Raw genomic sequence first — 19,167 nt, 5'->3', positions numbered from 1 at the left:
GACGGCGACACCGAGACCGACGGCGAGGCAGACACCGACGGCGACGCCGAGGCCGTCGGCGTGGGTGGGACCGCGACGGCCACCTCGGACTCCAGGGCGGGCGCGCCGTGGTAGGCATCGCTGATCACGCGGTACCGGTAGGTGTGGCCGTCGGCCGGGGGCTCGATCGGCCACGACGCGGTGCCGTCGTCCTCCTCAGACCGAGGCGTGCCCCACGGCACGAAGGGACCGTCGTCCACCGAGCGGTGGAGCGTCGCGGTGCGGCCGGGTCGCGCCGGGGTGTTGCGCACCTCGGCGAGGGTCGCGGAGACCGTCAGCACGCTCGTGGGCGCGACCACGACGACGCTGCGACGCGCGGTGACGAGCGCGGGGTGGCGGTGCCCGTCCCGGGTGGTTCTGGCCGGCAGCACCGCGCGCCAGGCGTGCCTCGCCTCGATCGCGAGCACGACCCGCGTCGTACCGCTCGGCGGCATCGTGAAGTTCCGCGCCGTCCGCCAGGACCCGCCCGCGCGGTACTCGATCCGTCCGGGGCGGCGGAACGTCGTCGCCGCCTGCACCGTGAACCGCACCCGCTCCCCCTCGATCGCGGTCGACGGCGTCACGGTCAAGGTGGCTTCGGCCGTCTTCAGCAGCGGGTGCGGCCAGGTCGCGGCGGGGCGGGTTGGTGCGACCTGGGTGGCCCCTGTGGCAACGGAGGAGACGGCTGGGACGAGTGGCAGCAGCGCGCAGAGCATGGCCAGCAACGCGAGCGCCGGGAGCCGCTGTGCGCGCGTCCCACCCCATGACGGACGACGTGCGGCCACCGAGACCTCCTCCAGCAGATGTGTCGTGCTGGACGCTAGGCGGGCGCCTCGGGCGCGTCAGTGTCACCGCGGTGCCAACCTCGCGGGCGCCGGACGCTCACCAGGACAGCACGGCGGCCGGTGGGCGGAGGCTGGGTGTCATCCAGCCGTGACCCGCTCCCTGGCCGCCTGCAGCAGCCGGAACCAGGTCCGGCGACTCACGTGCAGCTCCTCCAGGCAGGCCGCCTCGTCGGCGCGCTCCCCCAGGTGCACCAGCTCGATGGCACGGCGCAGCCGCACCTCGTCGTGGTCGTCGCCGAACACGGCCTCCAGCCGCTGCCGGAGGGCGGCGATGCGGGCGGGGTCGCGGTCCTCGCGCAGCAGTGCCGCGTGGTCGTGCTGCGGGGTCAGCCCCCGCTCGGCGAGCACCAGCGCCTCGATCGTGCCGACGGCCCCGAGCGGGCGGAGGTCGGCGAACTCGACGGGTCGGGCCAGCTCGCCCTCGACGCGCCGGGTCACCGACGACACCGGTGGACGACGGTTCGGCTCCGGGTAGTGCAGCATCACGGTCTGCACGTCGCCGAGTCCCGAGCGCACCATCAGCGCTCCCGAGCTCAACCGCGCCGACTCCACGGCGTCCTGCGCCGGTCCGTCGGCGAAGAGGGCGAACCCCCCGAAGGAGCGCGGGTCGCCCGGGGTGGTGAGCTCCGCGGCCCGCTGCAGGCTCTGCGCGATCGGGCCGACGTCGGCGAGCTCCGCCACCGGCACCATGCACACGACCATCACCGCGTGGCCCTCGCGGCGACGCATGACGAAGGCGTGCTGGGGCCAGCGCCGCAACCAGGCCAGCAGCTCCTGCCAGTCGGTGCCGCGGTCGAAACCGTGCTCGGCCCCGAACATGGCCACCTCGGCCTCGCTCGGAGCGCCGTCGGCGTAGTAGTGGTCGCTGGGGTCGTTGGCGAAGGCGGCGCGCAGCTCGGGGGTCTCCAGGAGCTGGGAGAGCCGCAGCAGCGCCTGCATGTCGCCGCGCCGGGCACGGTCCGCGAGGTGCGCGGAGACACGCCGCAGCAGCTCGGCCTCCCGTGCCGGCGCCTCGGTCCGCAACCGGGCCCGGATCGCCGCCGCCAGCACGTCGTGGAGGGCGTACTCATCGCCGTGCCGCTCCACGACCGGCAGCGCCGCCAGCTTCCGCAGCCCCTCGCGCGTCGAGCGCCCCGGCAGCGCGCTCCTCAACAACCGCGCGTCCACGCGGCGCGACACCGAGGCCACCTCGAGCACGTCACGTGAGACATCCAGCGTCGGCTCCCCCACCAGCCACTCGGTCAGCCGCTCCTCCAGCGCCCCTGCCCCCTGGCCGCCGGGGCGGTTTCCAGGCGACATCGTCGCCACCGTCAACGCCAACGGCGAGCCACCCGCCCACACCAGCACGTCGCGCACCCGCTCGGCGGGCATCCCCCGCACGGCCAGGAGCTCGCGAGCGTCTGCCTCGTCGAGCGGCGCGAGCCGCTGGCACCGCGCCACGACATCCAGGCCCCCCTCCCACCACGTCGGCCCGGGCGGACGACGCCCCGCGAACACCACCCTCGCGGTGGCCGGCAGCTCATCCAGCAGCCGGTCGCGCAGACGCTCCAGCGCCGAGCCCAGCGCGTCGATCTCGTCGATGAGCAGCAGGCTCCGCGGACCCGCACCGGCCAGGACGGTGGCCACGGCATGCTCCACCTCCACCGACAGCGTGCGCGCATCGAAGCCCACCGGCTCCAGCCCCGCCGCCCGCCCGGCGCGCGCCGCTGCGCGCAGGAGCGTCGACTTCCCGATGCCGCCCGGTCCGTGGACGTGCAACAGGCGGCTCGGCGACCCGTCGTCCAGCAGCTCCGCGACCACCGCGAGCTCGGCGCGCCGCCCCACGAAGCGCTCGGCATCCGCCACCTCGGCCACCGCCCGCATCCTCTGCGATCCCGCTGCCATGGCCGCACGCTAGTGGAGGTCGGGACATGCAGAAGGCCCGAACCTGCTGTCCGGGCCTTCTGATCCCTCTTGCACGGCCACGATGTCGAGGTCCGGCTCGCGTCGCTTCAGCCCTGCCAGTGTCTTGTGATCGAGGTTCTCATCAGCCAGGAACCTGATCGTCATGCGTCCGGGCGGGCGAGGAGCTTTGCGCGCAGGCCGTCGGGCGGGAACCTCGTCTCGATCGCAGAGCGCTGCGCGGCGCGCTCGTCGGCTCGCCCTGCCAGGTAGCCATTGACGTCGTCACGATGACGCACGCAGTAGGTGAAGACGGCATAGATGTCGCCGAGGGAGACCGCCGGATACGACTCGTGGATTGCTTCGGGCGAGTCCCCTCGTTCGAGGGCTGCAACGAGGGTGTCCAGGGGAACTCGGGTGCCGATCACGATGAGCCGACCAGCGGCATCCCTGGTCAGCGGAACCGGCTCTGGCTCGATCGCTGCTGCCGTCATGTCGATGCACCTCCGATCCCAGGCTACCGGCGAGAGCAGGTGTCGGCGCCAAGGTTCCTCGCGGACTCGCACCGACGCCTACTGACTGTCTGCCAGAGCAGTCCACCGTGCGGGCGCATCGCCCAGGTGGCCCAACAACGGCAGTCGTGTTCGGGGCATCGGATGATGCCGCCGAGCATGGGCCGTTCGATGACGAGGACCATGACGTGAGGGTCCATCGGGTGCTCGCAGAGGTGGCAGATTCGGTTGGTCATGCTGGCGACCATTGGCGCGCACCGAGAAGTCCATACCCCGTCTACATGTCGGAGATACGTGACACCCTCGACCTGTGGACGGTAGGGGGCGAAGGCGCCGACTCGAGATGGTGGTCGTGCTCGCCCTCGTCGCGACAGCAACGGGATCCGAGCTGCGGTCTGAACCGGCGATGGCCCCTGTCACGAGCCAGACCTCCAACGCTCCCGAGGCCACCCAAGACAGCGACGGCGACGGACTGCCGGACCTGCTCGAGCTGTCCGGGTGGGCGACTCTGAGCGGCAATGTGTACCGCACCGACCCGGTCGTCGCAGACACGGACGGCGACGGCCTCACCGACGGCGCCGAAGCGGGTGGTCTCGTCGCGAACGCATCGGCGGGCTACGCCCATGTCGGGTACGCGAACCCACTCCTGGCCGACACCGACGGCGACCAACTGGACGATGGCGCCGAGGCAGACCTCGGGCTCAACCCTCTCGATCCAGACAGCGACGACGACGAGTTGGAGGACGGCCGGGAGGTCGCGGTCGTCGGCACGAGCCCTGCAGTCGCGGACACCGACGGCGACGGTCTGAGCGACGGATACGAAGACGCCAACTTGGCCAGTCGCGGTCTGGACCCGCTCATGGCCGATGTCGAGATCTCGAAGATGTCCTACGCGACCGACTTCGCCAAGGGCCTCATCCTGGGCGACCTGAACCGGGAGGACTCCCTCGCCTGGCTCGCCGGCAACCTTGCCTCGGGCGGTTCTAGCCTCGTCCCCGGCGTCGGTTGGGTGCTCGGAGGTGTCGCCGATGCGCGCGATGTCGTCGGATCAGCCATCCATGCCGACTGGGTGGGATCGGGGTTCAGCGCAGCCGGATTGGTGCCAGCTGCCGGTGACTCAGTCGCCGTCGCCGGCAAGGCAGCGGAGTTCGTTGCCCGCAACCCCGAACTGGCCGCCGCAGTCGGCTTCCTTCTCGCCAGCCTTCACAAGATCCCAGAGGCCGCCAGGGTCGAGGCCTCCAAAGCCATCTGGAAGCACTGGGACGACCTACGGGACGCGGGCGCCAGCGAGAAGACGCTTCTCCGGCTTCAGATGGGTCGCACGGACCTCGATCAGCTCGGCCAGGCTCTCACACGCTCCGCCCACGTACCGGGCTCGCCCGCGTCGTTCTACACCGACTGGAAGGACGGCGAGCGCTATCTCGAAGACCTGTATGGCGCGTCGGCGAAAGGCAGCGACTGGCAGGTCCCCATCTCGACGTTGGGCTGCCAGGGAGCCTGCAACATCACCGACCGTCGTATCTTCGACGTCCTCGTCGACGGCGTCGCTCACGAGTCCAAGGTCGGCTACAAGTACTTGACCCCAGAGCTCGAGCGCCAGATTCGGTCCGACGCCTACCTGATCCAGAGCGGCGCGATCGAGGGTGCCCACTGGCACTTCTTCGCAAGCGCTATCACCAACAAGATCGGAGCGGACTCCAGGGTGTTCGACCTCCTCGACGAGGTCGGCATCCCCTACTCCATCCACCTTCCCAGCTGAACGATTGCAGAGTCTCCGCTTCCCTCGGCACCAGCACCTGCCTCCTCCCGGCCGGGTAGGCGAAGGTCAACCGTTCTCCACGGCTCACCGTCCGGCGAGGGCGCCGCCCACGGGACAACAGCGCGTGGTTCGGGCACATCAGCCTCGAGGACCAGGCGTTCGCAGAGGTGGAGTTCGGCGGCAGGGGCATGGTCCGGCTCGACTGCGGTGAGGGCGCGCAGGTCCTGTACGTCAAGCGTGAGCAGGTCCTGGTCGAGTCCGCCTCCCGGGCCACCGAGCAGGTGGCCGGTCAGAAATCCCCACCTGGGGATGGTTCGCCGAGGTGACGTCGGCGGTGACGATCGCGAGTAGCCTCCGGATGTGGCTGAGGCAGACCTGTACGCCCCGACTGACCGGTTCATGGAGGCCGAGTTCGGCTGCTGGGAGACCCGAATCAAGACGAACGTGCGGGACGTGGGCGAGATCGACGTCCTGGGGGTGCGGTATCTGGGCGGTGACCTGTCCGGTCAGAGCGAGCTAATCGCTGTCGAGGTCAAGCCCAGTACGTCCAGGTTCGCGGTCTCGGCGGGTCAGGCGCACGGCTATTCAGTGGTCGCCGACCGCTGCTACCTGGCCGCGGTGTGCGAGGAGTTCAGTCCCGCGCAGGTCATGATCGCTGGCCGGCTCGGCGTCGGGCTGATCCGCATCTGGCAGACAGCCGCGGGTCAGACCCGATTCCGGGAGGTGCTCACCGCACCTGCTAACCAGCCGGTTGAGGAGCTGCGGCTGCAGGCCGCTGAGCGGCTCGGCCTCGCCCAGTGCTCTCTGTGTCAGACGCTATTTCGTCGCTACCTCGACAAGCCCGAGGACTACAAGCGTGTCCACCGCAGTCAGGGTGCCGGCGGTCTGGATACCGCAGCGGCGGCCGACAAAGGGCTGGTGTGGTGGCTGTTTGAGCAGGCCGCGGAGTTCGGGCGCATTGCTCCGGGTGACACCACCTACCTGCGGCGCTACCTGTGCCCGGCATGCACGACTGCCCTCGCTCCGGGACGGCCATAGCGCGGGGGGCGGACCACAGCGGGTGAGGGTGCGGACGAAGGCGTCATCCAGCGGCGCAGAGCGGGCCGCTGGCCTCAGATCGTTCTCCACTCGAGCACCGCCGCCGCCGGGTGGCGCAAGGTCGAGCGCCCTGCACCGAATGCGGCGGCCGTCAACCTCTCCTCATCGAGAGACAGCGCATGCGAGGACGGCTGCCCGTGAGGACCGCACCTCGCCGGGTCGACCGCTCAGGCCAGCAGGCTGCATGCCGCTGCCGTCCTATACGGCTACGGAACTGACCAGGGAGCCGCAGGACAGAACGCGGGTCGGTCAGCCCTGCGAGTCCTCCGCTTCACCATCGGGTCGGCGACGTCCGGACCTCACTCGCCCAGGAAGCGTCTGCGCCGACCTACGCGCACCATTTGCACCCTCCCGGACGCGCCCCAGGGCGACGCCTCCTCCGCGACGCACCGCACTGAACCCCTCAGACCCGGTCTCGATCGCCCTGTCGCGCACCTCGACGGCGGCGGATGACCAGCGGCGCACCTCCACGGCCTCACCGTCTGACTCCAGGCCGAACAGTTCGTGGAAGTCGAGGATCGACCCGCTGACCCGTCCGCTGGCCCGCACGGCTTTGGGTGCCGACGTCGGGTGCAGCAACACCTTCTCGTTGGCGGTGTCCGCAACCGCAACGATCCGCTCCAGCAACCGCTCGGTAGCCATACCGATGTCCGTGAGCCGCTTGCACCGGGCAGCCTCCAGCCCCCGGCGGTGGTCGTCGACCTCGTCCGGGGAGGCGTCGAGCACCCGGTCGATCTCGAGGACGTCGAGACCCTCCTGTAGCTGGAAGGTCCGCGCGAGCACCGCCAGCCACTCCTGCGTCGACCCCGCGGCGGCAGCGGTCGCGTCGGCGATGTCCGACACCTTCGCGGCGGACTCGAGCTTGCCGGCCAACGCGTCGAGCTGCGCCAGCGCGTAGCCCTGGACCTCGGCGAGGGTGGTGGTCAGGTTCTGCACCTTCGACCACGTGACTTCGTCGACCTTGCCGCGGGCGCGGGCGACCGTCATGGCCTCGTCGATCGCCATCCCAGCACCGGTCAACCGGGAGACCACTGAGTCCTTCTGCGCCCGCAAGACGTCGTCCAACTTGGCGTCGATGTGCTCCAGGTAGTCGGTGATCTCGTCCATCGTCTGCTGCATGGCCAGTTGGGCCATGATCCCGGCGGCGCCGGCGAGCATGGCCGGGTTGATGAGACCAGTCCCCGGGCCGCGTACGAACTCGACGAAGCCCTTGACCTGGCCCTTGTCGCCCTTGAGCACCCCGGTCTTCAGGCCGCTCTTCGAGCTCTCCCGGAGGCCGTACTTCTTCATCGCCTTGGCCGACTCCTCGCTGAGCTTGACCCAGCGCCCCGAGTTCTCGGCGATCTCCGAACCGGCTTGCGCGGCCGCCGAGCCCGTTCGCAGGAGCGCACAAAGACGTCCCGCACCTAGGCGATCCGACGTGGGCGCCGCAGCCACCAACCCCTCCGAGGCGAGGAACTGCTCCACGGCGCCCGGAGCCCCGAACACAGCGAGACCGTTGTCGTCGGCCACCAGCTGGATCTCGGTCCCCACCACGGTCCCGTCGTCGCTCATGTGCTCGCTACCGTCCTCAGGGTCACTCGACAAAGGTTGGTCCCAGTGTTCCCACTAGGACCAACCTCTGGTCAACGAAGGATCCCGAACAGGGTCACCACCCTGTAGTCGTGGCCGCACTTCGGGAAGTGCACGCCCGCGGATAGCTGCTCAGACCAGCCCGAAGTAGCGGTCGAAGAACTTGGCGAGCTTGTCGAGCACCCGTCGCTTCTGGGCACTGTGAGCCCCACCTGGCGCGAACCGCGAGGCCGGAGGCAGGATTCGAGTGATCGCGGTGCCCGCGGTTGGGATCGCGCCGTCGCGGAAGGCGTTGGCGACGAAGCTCCTCGTTTCGTCGGCCTTCAGCGCCTCCTCGGCTATGAGAGCGTCGAGCTCGGCATCGCGCTTGGCGGCGACGAAGATCTTCCAGTCCTCGCCGGTGTCGCCGGTGATCGAGACCGAGTCAACGAACTCGAGAATGAGGTCCTTCTTGTTGCGCAGGCTCGGGCTCGAGTCGACAGCGCGCTGAACGGTCATGAGCGCATCGAGCTCGCGGTCGCCGTTCCCGATCGAGTCACGGAACGCCTGCACCAGGGTGAGGACGTAGTCGACGTTAACCTCGACCTGCTTGATCAGCTCGATCTCGAACACGACGTCGTCGTTGATCGACTCCTTGTCTGCGTCCTTCGCTCCGCGCCAGTCGGCATAGAGGTTGAGATAGACGCTCTGGAAGTCTTGGAAGTCGCGCGGGCTGATCAGCTCGTGCCCGGCGAACTCGTCGAACGACGAGAGAATGTTGCGCAACCGCAGGATCGCACCGAAGAGCGCGATGAACGCCTTCTGGTTGGCCTCGCCGACGTACGGGGCGTCCTCCAGCGGGAACCGCTCGAGCAGGTCGGCAACCTGCTTCTCGTACTCGCCGTAGTAGTCGCCGTACGGCTTGAGGATGACCACGCCGCGAGCGTCCTTATTGCCGAACAGCGCGAGGGCGTCATTGGTGGCCTCCTCCAGGTCTCGGAAGGAGACGATCGTGCCGTAGGTCTTGACCGAGTTGAGGATGCGGTTGGTCCGCGAGTAGGCCTGGATCAGACCGTGGGAGCGCAGGTTCTTGTCGACCCACAGCGTGTTCAGCGTGGTCGCGTCGAAGCCGGTGAGGAACATGTTGACCACGATGACCATGTCGAGCTCGCGGTTCTTGAGCCGTAGCGACAGGTCCTTGTAGTAGTTCTGGAACCTGTCGGCTGAGGTGTCGAACGACGTGCCGAACATGGCGTTGTAGTCCTTGATCGCCGCTTCGAGGAAGTCTCGCGAGCTGGCGTCGAGGGCTCCGGTTTCGAAGTCCTCCTCGCCCAGGAAGACGCCGCTGCCGTCATCCTCGGCTTCGTTGGCCGCGAAGCTGTAGATCAGCCCAACCTTGAGCCGCTGCGCCTGCGGCAGCCCGGCCTGCTGTCTACGGAACTCCTCGTAGTAGAGCTTTGCGGCCGTGATCGAAGCGGTGGCGAAGATCGAGTTGAAGCCGGCAACCCGCTTCTCCCCCAAGGTGTACGTGGAGTTGCGCCGGGTCTTCTGGTCGAAGTGCTCGCGCATGTAGGACACGACTTGGCTGAGCCGTTCGGGTGCGAGGAGCGCCTTCTCGGTGTCGATCGCAGCGACCTGCTTGTCGGTCAGACCCTCCGGGACCGTGATGGTGTTGACGTAGTCGATCCGGAAGGGCAGGACGTTCTTGTCGTTGATCGCGTCGACGATCGTGTAGGTGTGCAGCCGATCTCCGAATGCCTGCTCGGTGGTGCGCAGGTTGACGTTGCCTGACGTGCCCGCGTTCTCGGCGAAGATCGGCGTGCCGGTGAAGCCGAACAGGTGGTAGTTCTTGAACGCCTTGGTGATGGCGGTGTGCATGTCGCCGAACTGGCTGCGGTGACACTCGTCAAAGATCAACACGATGTGCCCGCCGTAGATCTCGTGGCCCTTGTTGGCCTCGATGAACCGCGCGAGCTTCTGGATCGTGGTGACCACGATCCGCGCTGACGGCTTCTCGAGCTGCCGCTTGAGCTCGGCGGTGTTCTTGGAGCCGTTGACCGAGTCCTTCTCGAAGCGGTTGTACTCCCGCATCGTCTGGTAGTCGAGGTCCTTGCGGTCGACGACGAACATGACCTTGTCGACGTGCGGCAGCTTGGCGGCCAGCTGTGCGGCCTTGAAGCTGGTGAGCGTCTTCCCGGAGCCGGTGGTGTGCCAGACGTAGCCGCCGGCGGCGAGGGTGCCGGTCTTCTTGTAGTTGGTGGAGGTCTCGATCCGCTGGAGGATCTTCTCGGCGGCGACGATCTGGTAGGGCCGCATGACCAGCAGCTTGCGGTCGACGTCGAAGACGCAGTATTTCGTCAGCAGGTTGAGCAGTGTGTGCTTGGCGAAGAACGTGGCGGTGAATCCGGTCAGGCCGGTGATCGGCTTGTTCGAGGCGTCTGCCCACCACGAGGTGAACTCGAACGAGTTCGACGTACGCCGCTTCGCCGGCTTGGCTCCGGTGAGTTCCGCGTGCGCGGCTGCGGCCGTGGTGTTCGAGTAGTACTTCGTGAGCGTGCCGTTGCTGATCACGAAGAGCTGGACGTAGTTGAAGAGCGCGGAGTCGGCCCAGAAGCTGTCGCGCTGGTAGCGGTTGATCTGGTTGAACGCCTCGCGGATGTCGACTCCGCGCCGCTTGAGCTCGACGTGGACCATCGGAAGCCCGTTGACGAGGATCGTGACGTCGTAGCGGTTCTTGTAGGCGCCGTCGACCTCGTACTGGTTGATCACCTGCAGGCTGTTGTTGTGGATGTTGTTCTTGTCGATCAGGTAGACGTTCTTGCTCGTCCCGTCGTCGCGCTTGAGGACCTGGACATGGTCCTCCTGGATCCGAGCGGTCTTCTCGACGATGCCCTCGTTTGCCCCGGCGATGACCTCGAAGAACCGCTTCCACTCCGCGTCGCTGAACTCGATCTTGTTCAGGACTTCGAGTTGGGTGCGCAGGTTCGCGACCAGCCCAGCGTTGGACGTGATCGTCAACCGCTCGTAGGCCTGCGCTTCGAGCTGCTTGATGAGCCCGGCCTCGAGCTCGGCCTCGGACTGGTAAGCCGACTCGGAGGCTGAGCCACCGAGTCCGTGGGTTGAGCCTGTCGAAACCCACTCCGCGACGACGGTGCTCTCGTCGCTGACTGAGATGGTCTCGAAGTGCGTCGCCGTCCCCGGCTCGCCCAGTTCCTCGAAGCTCACGCCGCCAACTCTTCGAATGTCAGCAGCTTGTCCCTGTAGTACTCGTACTGCGCCTGGCGGGCCTTGATCTCTGCCGGCAACCCGATGGAAAGGTCGTTCACCAAGGCATCGAACCTGTCGAGAAGAAGGGCGATCCGCCGCTGTTCATCAATCGGCGGAAGCGCAATCTCGAAAGACTTGATGAGCCCGGCGCTGAGATCCGCGCGCGCGCCCCTACCCAATGCTTTGATCACCTCGTAATGGTGGCTAACCCACTGGAAGACATACCGATAGTCAGCCTGCTCCGGGTCGATTTCAAGATTGCAGCAGTGCTGATTGGTTGTCATCGGGATTTTATTGACGGCCGATCGGCCAGCTGTGGCGCCAGAGATCGCCACAATCACGCAGTCGGCCGGGATCCACTTGGCCCCCGTCTCACGCAGGGCTCGTTCGGTGATCCGCATCTCCGTCTCAACGATGTCGTTGAAGCGGACCTCCGACGTGCGGAGCCATGGAATGGTTCCGCCTTCGTAGTATTCGGACCGCCCAGCGGTCGGCGTGGCGCCGGACGATACGCGAACGCTGATGTCGCCCAGGGTTGCCCACCTGACTATTTCGGTTTCAGCAAATGTGAGTAGCGAGTCGCGGTAAAACGCATACTGGCGGGAGCGCAATTCAAGCTCGGCTTCAAGCTCGGCTTTGAGGCTCTCCATCTTATCAAGAATCGCGGCGATCTCGCGCTGAATCGCCAGCGGCGGCACGGGAATCTTGATAGCCCGAAAGCGCGCCTTCGAGATGTTAATACGAGTCACCCCGTTGGCCGTGCGGATGATCTGCCTGCGAATCTCCGCCGACCGGAATAGGTGCTTCGTGAACTCCGGGTCAAGGTCGTCGACATGGTGGGGCCGGAAGCCGAAGCAGAAACTGTTCAGGTACAGCGGCTCAGAAGGTTCGACCGTCACGCCAGAAGCCATCCCTACCTCGTCGGCGCTCTCGGAGGAAGCCGTGAACAGCACGTCGCCGTATTGCACCCGGTTCTGCCGCTCGCCATCCCGTACCTGCACTCGATCGCCCGGCTCGACGTCGGTCGACAGGTTGTTGAAAACGTTGACGTAGGAGACGAAGCGAGCGTTACCAGCAGCGAAATCCGCCTTTGACTTGCCGGTCAGCCCGCTGTAAAGGACCCCGATCTCGTCGAGTCGCTGGAACTCGACTCCATCTGGGCAGAGCTGAGTGATCAGGTCGCCAAGCCTGCTCATTCGAAGAAGTCCTCATCGATCTCGACGACGCGGTAGGTGTCCTTGACCTGCACGCCGACCCCGTATCGGATCATCAGGCTGGTCAGCCGGACCCCGTCGATCAGGATCAGGCGGGTCGGCACGCCGTCGGCGTACGCCACAGCTTCGCGCGAGAAACGCGCGGTCGTTATGAACACGCCGCCGTCGGCCTTGCCGCTCAACGCGCCGACGAAGGCCTGCAGGTCCGGTCGACCGATAGTGCGGTCGACGGCGTAGCGCTTGGCTTGCACGTAGACCCGGTTCAGGCCCAGCGCATCCTGGTCGATGATCCCGTCGATGCCCTCGTCACCGGACTGTTTGGTGACCGTCGCGCGTCCGTCCGCGCCGCCGTAGCCCATCGCGACGAGCAGCGTGACGACGGCCTGTTCGAAGAAGGTCGGGTCGTTGTCGAGGAGGCGCTCGAGGAGCTGCGCGGCTACGTCCTCGTGGATCCGGGCGATGCCCTGTTCGACCTGTTCGGTCGGATCGATCGCACCTTGGTCAGCTGATGGGCTGGACACCACGCTTCCGCCGGCTCCGGTAGCGCGCTTCGCCACCCACCACTCGTCGCCGGGCTTGGCCATGGTGCGAAGCACGGCCTCGCTGATGCCGGACGGATGGTCGGACAGGAGCCTGGACCCCATAGCAGTGATGAAGTAGTGCCCGCGGCGCGGACGATCCAGCGCGCCAACACGGTGCAGGTAGGACGCGGCCCACCCGATGCGGTTGTCCGCCACTGACTGCCCCGAGGGCAGCATCTCGGCCATCTGGTCCTCGTCCAACCCGACCAGCGACGCGACCTCCGCACGAGTCGTGCGCAGGCTTCGCTCGACACCGTCGCTCAACACCCGCAGCACGGGCACCATGAACTGGTCCCAGGTCGGCATGCTCATGAGTCGCTCCCCTCCAGACCGGCCACGATCGCGTCGATCTCGGCCCGCAGCTCGGCCTGTCGAGCCACGATCTTGGCGATCTCGGCGTTCAACTCAGTGATGTCGACGGCGACGCGGGTGTCTTCGGCCTCGACATAGGAGCTGACCGCGATGTTGTAACTGTTGGCCGCGATGTCGGCGTTGTCGACGAGCGTCGCGAAGTGGGCGATGTCCTCGCGGGCGGTGAATGCCTCGAGAATCTTCTGCTGGTGCACCGCGTCGAGCTTGTTCTTGTTTCCCCGCCGGACGAACTCGGCGGAGGCGTCGATGAACAAGGTCTTGTTGTCGGTCTTCGACTTCTTGAGCACGATGATGCAGGTCGCGATCGTGGTCCCGAAGAATAGGTCCGCCGGCAGCTGGATCACGGCGTCGACGAAGTTGTTGTCGACAAGGTACTGCCGGATTTTCTGCTCGGCCCCGCTGCGGTAAAGCACGCCGGGGAACTCGACAATGGCTGCCGTCCCGTTGACGGCCAGCCACGACAGCATGTGCATCGTAAACGCTAGGTCGGCCTTGCTCTTCGGGGCCAAGACGCCGGCTGGCGCATAACGCGGGTCGTTGATGAGCAGCGGGTTGGCATCGCCCTCCCACTTTGTGGAGTAGGGCGGGTTGGAGACGATCGCCTCGAACGGCTCGTCGTCCCAGTGCGCCGGGTCGATCAGCGTGTCGCCGTGCGCGATGTCGAAGTGCTCGAAGTTCACGTCGTGCAGGAACATGTTGATCCGGCACAGGTTGTAGGTGGTCAAGTTGATCTCCTGACCAAAGAAACCCTGCCGCACTCCCCCGGGCAGGACCTTCGCGAACTTCAGCAGCAGCGACCCCGATCCGCAGGCGGGGTCGTAGACCTTGTTGACCTCGGTCTTGCCGACCACGGTGATCCGCGCCAGCAGTTCCGAGACCTCCTGTGGCGTGTAGTACTCACCGCCGGACTTGCCGGCGCTGGAGGCGTACATGCCCATGAGGTACTCGTAGGCGTCACCAAAGGCGTCGATCGTGTTCTCGGTGAACCCGCCGTTCCCCAAGTTGAGGTCGCCGATGGCGTCGAGGAGCTTCACGAGCTTCTCGTTGCGCTTGGCGACGGTGGCCCCGAGCTTCGAGCTGTTGACGTCGAGGTCGTCGAACAGGCCCTTGATGTCGTCCTCGGACTCCGTGCCGACCGCCGAAGCCTCGATGTTGGTGAACGCACGCGAGAGCGTCTCGTTGAGATTGGCGTCGTGCCTAGCCTTCGAGCGGACGTTCACGAAGAGGTCCTGCGGCAGGATGTAGAAGCCCTTCTCCTTCACCGTCTCCACGCGACCGAACTCGGCCTCGTCGTTCGAGAGGTGGCGATAGTCGAACTCAAGATCGCCGGCGGTGCGCTCCGCCGCATTGAGGTAGGCCGTCAGGTTCTCGGAGATGAATCGGTAGAACAGCATCCCGAGCACGTAGCTCTTGAAGTCCCAGCCGTCGACGCTGCCCCGCAGGTCGTTGGCGATCCGCCAGATGATCTTGTGCAGTTCTGCCCGCTCGGACTCTTTGCTCGCCACGCTCACTGCGCCATCCTCCCAGGAGGCTGCCCGGAAGTCCGGGAGTGTGGGCTGCGCGCTGCCCGGATCATTCCTCCCCGCTGTCGATGACAGCCGGATCGACCGCGCCGACCACCTTGAGGGAGCGCACCAACCGCCAGACTGCGGCGGTCTGGCTTGTCATCCGGTAGTGCCACCGACCGTCGTGCTCGACGAACTCGACCGGTGGGTTGGACCTCTCAAAGTCGTTATAGACCTTGCGAGCCATGGCACCGGTGACCCCGGCGACCTGCTCGGCGCTGAGGCCGATCACAGCGAAGTCCGGGCCGGTGAGGAGCTCATCGGGTCTCTCGCTCGCGACGTAGTCGAGAAGGCGGAGGGTGAGATCGGCCGTGCTCGCGGCGTAATCGCCGAGATCCTCCTCGTTCCACTCGACCCGAGGCAGGGCCGCGGTCCGGGGCAGGTCCCGCGGCTTCTCGCCGCGGAATGCGGCGCGGACGTCGACCAGCCTGCGTCCGTCAGGGAGCCGCCAGAAGTTCCAGCCGTTCGCCACGCTCCCCTTCACGTAGCGTCCAGCCCCTGACGGAGAGTTGAAGAGCTGACCGTCGACCTCGAGCATGCCGTCCTCGCGCACTAGTGCCTGCTTCGCCGCCCAGGTGCCCGGACGTGCCGTGAGCACCGTGCCCGGCTCGAGCAGCTGCGCCGCCACCAGATCCTTGACCTCGACCCAGTCCTGGCTCTTGTCTCGCGGGTCCACGATCTGCCCGGTGTGTCCCTCCGGGACCGGCCACACCCGCAGGAGTACGTCGATGAGCTGTGCGCTGCGGCCATCGATCGCCTCTTCGGTCCACGCGTCAGCAGCCTCGCTGAGGAGGCGACTGTTCAACAGCAGGGTGTCGTGCTTGCGCAACGCCTCACGCTTTGCCTGCCACGCGGAGTTCGAGACCTTCGAGTTCAAGGAGCTCGTCAGCAGGGTCAGGTTGCCGAGTCGATGCACGTGGGCGCCGCGCTCGATCTCGGCCTCGAGCCCGTCGACGGGCCAGTGGTCCTGCCACTTCTGGGGAAGCACGTGCTCGATCGGGTATCCGCGTCGAGGGACCTGCGGCTGATTGGTCTCCTTGCGGAACTCGTTCTCGACGGCCTCGAGAAAGAGTCGGACCCGAGCGACCTTGAACCGTCGGTAGGCGGCCTCCTCGGTGAGCGCTGTGCGGATCTCGTCATCGCCCGGCCAGTAGTTGCTCGAGACATTGAGACGTGCGAGGTGACCCCGGACCCGATCCACCAGCTCGACAGCAGGAGCCTCGCCATGAATCCGGATGACGTCCGCGACGACGCGGCCCAGGTCGGCCGTCGTCAGTCGGAGGAACATCCGGCGCATGATCCAGCTCTCCGCTGCTGTCACCACACCGTCGATGACCTGGCTCGGGAGGTTGCGATCGGGCTCATGAAGCCAGATGAGCAGGGGCTTCAACAGCTCCAGCTCGCTGGCCTTCATCCGGTAGATCGACATCTCGACGGTCGACAGCTGCCGGTCCTTGTCATCGGCAGCCACCGTCCAGGCTTCGTAACGGTCGGCCTGCTCCTTGATTGTCGGCAGCAGGTCACCCATTTTCTGGCCGGCGTCGTGCTCCACGAAGGCCTTGAACCGGGTGAACGTCTGCTGCGGGCTGATCTCCTCGCCGAGGCGCGCCGTGAGCCACTGATTGAGGAACAGGGAGCTGCGGCTGACCCGGTAGCGCCCCACGCTGACCTCGGTCTCCCAGAACTTCGTGTCGAACGGCCAGTCGTCGGCGTACGCGCGTTGGGTGTCGGCACCTTCCGCGGCCAGTCGCTGGAAGACGAAGTTCTTGATCAGGTCCGCAGCGGTAAGCGGGGTGCCTCGGGCGTTCAGCGTCTCGAAGATCTCTTGAGAGTTCTCGGTCGCTGTCAGGTTGATCGCGACGAGTTGGAGGCCGCTCGTGAGTACGGCGACGAGAGCGTTGGCCCGTTGCGAATATGCCTCGTGACCCGCATCTCCGAGCCAACTGCCGATGGCATCGGTGAAGTAGGCATGTGCCCGCGCAATCTTCGACGAGGCGTGCTTCAGCTCGTCGTGGTCGACCGGCGGGTCCGCGTCCATCACCTCGTCGAAAGCCGCGTGGTCGCGGTTGGTGTGGCGAATCTTCAGGCGCGACTCACCCGAGGGGACGAAGGTCGCCTGGTTGTGCGTCAGGCTCTCGAGCTGCCCCGCGAGGGTGTCGAGCCCCGCTGACTCGAGGACGGACGCCGCTGCGTCCATGAGGACCTGCAGCGTCGTGAGTCGCTGCTGTCCGTCGATGATGTTGCTCGACGCCATGTTGCCGAGCTGCCCGTCGTGGGCTTGGACGACTACGGCTCCCAGGAAGTGAGTGGCGGACGAGAACGGGTCACGCAACCGGACCTCAGTGAGTCTTCGGATATCGCTCCACAAGGGCGCCCACTGCTCCTCCTGGTCCCAGACATAGGGGCGCTGGAAGAGCGGCACCACCAGGCGCTGAGGGAGGCTGAAGATCTGCATCGGGGTTCGGACGTTCGTCTCCACATGCGCAATCTTGCATTGCGGCACCGACGCCGCTCGATGTCCTATCGGCGAACCACCTCGATGACACCCGTTCGGGTGGTGGTCAAACTACCGCCGTGACGCCCCGCTGACCGAGAGCCATCGGCAATGCGAGAGGCCCTCACAGTCAGACTGTGAGGGCCTCTCGGATTTGTAGCGGGGGCAGGATTTGAACCTGCGACCTCTGGGTTATGAGCCCAGCGAGCTACCGAGCTGCTCCACCCCGCGTCGGTGAACCCAACCTTACAGACCGGTGCGGGACGGACCAAATCGGATCCGGACGGATCACTCCGTGGGCGACGCCGAGGGTGACTCGGACGCCGTCTCGGACGGCTTCGGCGACTCGGAGGGCTGCCCCGAGGATCCCCGCTTGTTCGCGAGGTCCGCGGCGGCGCCGACCTTGGACTGGGCGATCTCGATCTGGCGCTGGTACTCCGCGAGGTCACCGTCCGAGAGCGCCGCGTTGGCCGCCTTGAACGCCGCGTCGGCCTGCGCGAGGAGGCTGCGGATCTGCGCTGCCACCGAGCCGGTTGGCGGGTTGTCCGGGGTGTCGGGGGTGTCCGGCGTGTCCGGGGTGTCGGGCGTACCGGTGCCGCCGTCGACGCCGAGCATGTTCTCCAACGCGTCGCGCAGCGTCGAGCCGAACCCGATCTCGTTGCCGTACTTCACCAGCACGTAGCGCAGGATCGGGAAGCTCGACTCCGAGAGCGCCTGGGTCGCGTAGACCGGCTGGACGTACATCAGCCCGTCGTTGATCGGCAGCGTCAGCAGGTTGCCGTACACCGGGCGCGCGCCACTGCGGTTGAACTGGGCGAGCTCGTTGGCGACCTGGGGGTCGGTGGCGAACTGGTTGGCGACCTGGCCCGGTCCGGGCGTCTGCTCGTTGGGCAGCTCGAGGACCTGCATCTGGCCGTACTGGTCGCTGGTGGCGTCGGCGTTGACCGACACGAACGACGCCAGGTTGTTCTTGTTGTAGGGCACGTAGACCGAGGTCAGCGAGAACGCCTGGTCGGACCCGCCGTCGCTGTCGACGAAGAGCCGGTACGGCGGCTGGAACTTGCCCTTGGCGTAGGGGTCCTCGGGCACCTCCCAGCGGTTGTTGCCCTGGTAGAAGTCGATCGGCTTCGTCACGTGGTAGCGCGCGAACTGGTAGCGCTGGACCTGGAACATGTCCTCGGGGTAGCGCAGGTGGGCACGCAGGTCGTCGGAGATCTCGCTGGCGTCCTTGACGGTGCCGGGGAACGCGCTGCGCCAGGCCTGGAGGATCGGGTCCTCCTCGTCCCAGGCGTACAGCGTGACCTCGCCGGTGTAGGCGTCGACCGTCGCCTTGACGGCGTTGCGCATGTAGTTGATCTCGTCGGTGGGCAGCGTGCGCAGACCGGTCTCGTCCTGCAGCGAGTCGTCGGTCATCGTCTTGAACGACTCCTTCTGCGACAACGGGTAGCGGTCCGTGGTCGTGTAGCCGTCCACGATCCAGAGGATCCGGCCGTCGACGATCGCCGGGTAGGGGTCGCTGTCGACGGTCAGCCACGGAGCGGCCTTCTCGACGCGGTCGCGCGGGTTGCGGTTGAACAGCACCTTGCTGTTCTCGTTCACGCGGCCCGAGAGCAGGAAGTTGGGCTCACCGAACTTGGTGGCGAACATCAGCTGGTTGAACAGCCCGCCCACGCCGGCGTCGCCCTTGCCCTCGTACGTCGTGACCGAGCCCTCGTCGGCCCCGGCCGTCGCCAGGTTGAGCTCCACGTCCTGGGAGCTGTCCGTGGCCTTGCCGACCACGGAGTACTCCGGGCTCTGCTCGCCGTAGTAGATCCGGTCCTCGAACCCGCCGGTGGCGCGCTCGAGGGCGTCCTGGCCGGCGTTGGTGCCCTGGGCCCACACGATGCCGGCCTGGTCGCCGGTGTTGTCGGCGTTGTCGATCTGGGTCTTGTTGTCCTCGCTGCGCTGGTTGGCGAACGCCGCGATGATCCCGTTGCCGTGCGTGTAGACGGTGTGCAGGTTGGTCCAGTT

At 66.7% G+C, this 19,167-nt stretch carries 12 protein-coding genes and 1 tRNA gene; 2 read left to right on the top strand and 11 right to left on the bottom strand.

Going from position 1 to position 19,167, the window contains the following annotated elements:
* The 3 genes from Q0L15_RS22400 to Q0L15_RS22390 all read right to left on the bottom strand — a co-directional run.
* Positions 1–602: hypothetical protein (locus Q0L15_RS22400; protein ID WP_296607076.1), on the bottom strand; the 602-nt coding region annotated here is incomplete at its 3' end.
* A gap of 339 nt (positions 603–941) precedes the next feature.
* Positions 942–2,747 (bottom strand): AAA family ATPase, encoded by a 1,806-nt coding sequence (locus tag Q0L15_RS22395; RefSeq protein ID WP_296607075.1) that lies wholly within the window; start codon positions 2,745–2,747, stop codon positions 942–944.
* 161 nt (positions 2,748–2,908) lie between these two features.
* Complete coding sequence (locus Q0L15_RS22390) at positions 2,909–3,238, bottom strand: DUF433 domain-containing protein (protein ID WP_296607074.1); 330 nt, start codon at positions 3,236–3,238, stop codon at positions 2,909–2,911.
* 370 nt (positions 3,239–3,608) lie between these two features.
* Here Q0L15_RS22390 and Q0L15_RS22385 point away from each other — a divergent pair, with 370 nt between their 5' ends.
* Complete coding sequence (locus Q0L15_RS22385) at positions 3,609–5,015, top strand: hypothetical protein (RefSeq protein WP_296607073.1); 1,407 nt, start codon at positions 3,609–3,611, stop codon at positions 5,013–5,015.
* Between the two features lie 360 nt (positions 5,016–5,375).
* The gene (locus tag Q0L15_RS22380; protein WP_296607072.1) at positions 5,376–6,053 is read left to right on the top strand and encodes a hypothetical protein; all 678 of its coding nucleotides are present in this window, start codon (positions 5,376–5,378) and stop codon (positions 6,051–6,053) included.
* A gap of 309 nt (positions 6,054–6,362) precedes the next feature.
* On the opposite strand, the gene Q0L15_RS22375 is transcribed toward Q0L15_RS22380, so the two are convergent.
* The 8 genes from Q0L15_RS22375 to Q0L15_RS22340 all read right to left on the bottom strand — a co-directional run.
* Positions 6,363–7,667 carry a hypothetical protein gene (locus Q0L15_RS22375; protein WP_296607071.1) on the bottom strand — a complete coding sequence of 435 codons (1,305 nt, stop codon included), beginning with the start codon at positions 7,665–7,667 and terminating at the stop codon, positions 6,363–6,365.
* Positions 7,668–7,817: 150 nt separating this feature from the next.
* Positions 7,818–10,889: a type I restriction endonuclease subunit R gene (locus tag Q0L15_RS22370; RefSeq protein ID WP_296607070.1), complete on the bottom strand. Its 3,072-nt coding sequence runs from the start codon at positions 10,887–10,889 to the stop codon at positions 7,818–7,820.
* Positions 10,886–12,127, bottom strand: a complete 1,242-nt coding sequence (locus Q0L15_RS22365; RefSeq protein WP_296607069.1) for a restriction endonuclease subunit S — start codon at positions 12,125–12,127, stop codon at positions 10,886–10,888. Before Q0L15_RS22365 ends, Q0L15_RS22370 begins: the two co-directional genes overlap by 4 nt.
* The gene (locus Q0L15_RS22360) at positions 12,124–13,038 is read right to left on the bottom strand and encodes a restriction endonuclease (RefSeq protein ID WP_296607068.1); all 915 of its coding nucleotides are present in this window, start codon (positions 13,036–13,038) and stop codon (positions 12,124–12,126) included. The genes Q0L15_RS22365 and Q0L15_RS22360 overlap by 4 nt, the downstream gene beginning before the upstream one ends.
* Positions 13,035–14,609, bottom strand: coding sequence for a type I restriction-modification system subunit M (locus Q0L15_RS22355; protein ID WP_296607067.1), 1,575 nt, complete (start codon positions 14,607–14,609; stop codon positions 13,035–13,037). Before Q0L15_RS22355 ends, Q0L15_RS22360 begins: the two co-directional genes overlap by 4 nt.
* Positions 14,610–14,670: 61 nt before the next feature.
* Positions 14,671–17,142, bottom strand: coding sequence for a DUF262 domain-containing protein (locus tag Q0L15_RS22350; RefSeq protein ID WP_296607066.1), 2,472 nt, complete (start codon positions 17,140–17,142; stop codon positions 14,671–14,673).
* A 172-nt stretch (positions 17,143–17,314) separates the two neighbouring features.
* Positions 17,315–17,388, bottom strand: a tRNA-Met gene (locus Q0L15_RS22345).
* A gap of 57 nt (positions 17,389–17,445) precedes the next feature.
* The coding region (locus Q0L15_RS22340) for a UPF0182 family protein (RefSeq protein WP_296607065.1) at positions 17,446–19,167 on the bottom strand (1,722 nt) is incomplete at its 5' end.

This window comes from Nocardioides sp., from assembly GCF_024509035.1.
GTDB lineage: Bacteria > Actinomycetota > Actinomycetes > Propionibacteriales > Nocardioidaceae > Nocardioides.
This window is presented reverse-complemented; position numbering and strand designations above follow the sequence as displayed.